1 pseudogene is annotated in these 244 nt (G+C 37.3%); it reads left to right on the top strand.

The features are described 5' to 3' along the window. Positions 1-63: 63 nt before the first annotated feature. Positions 64-244, top strand: a pseudogene (locus tag HMPREF3179_RS12520) (transposase); the annotation flags it as partial.

The following is a 244-nucleotide window of genomic DNA, read 5'->3' as shown; positions in this document are numbered from 1 at the left end:
GCTTTGCGTAGTTGCATTGGCAAGGTTTAGAATATGATTTTCCTTATATCTTACCTTTGGTCTATGAAAAAAGAAACTGAAATCAGGCACGGTAGACATTGCATTTTTAATCTGCACGTTCACTTAGTCTTTGTACAAAATACCGCCCTGATGTTTTTACGAAAGCATCTGCAATGATTTTGAAGCAAAATTAGTCGAGTTTGACGGCGAAGACGATCACGTTCATTTACTCATTGAATATCCG

The sequence above is a fragment of the Oligella sp. HMSC09E12 genome (genome assembly GCF_001808505.1).
In the GTDB taxonomy this organism is placed as follows: Bacteria; Pseudomonadota; Gammaproteobacteria; order Burkholderiales; family Burkholderiaceae_B; genus Oligella; species Oligella urethralis.
The sequence above is the reverse complement of the archived record's forward strand: the minus strand, read 5'-3'. Positions and strand labels throughout refer to the sequence as shown.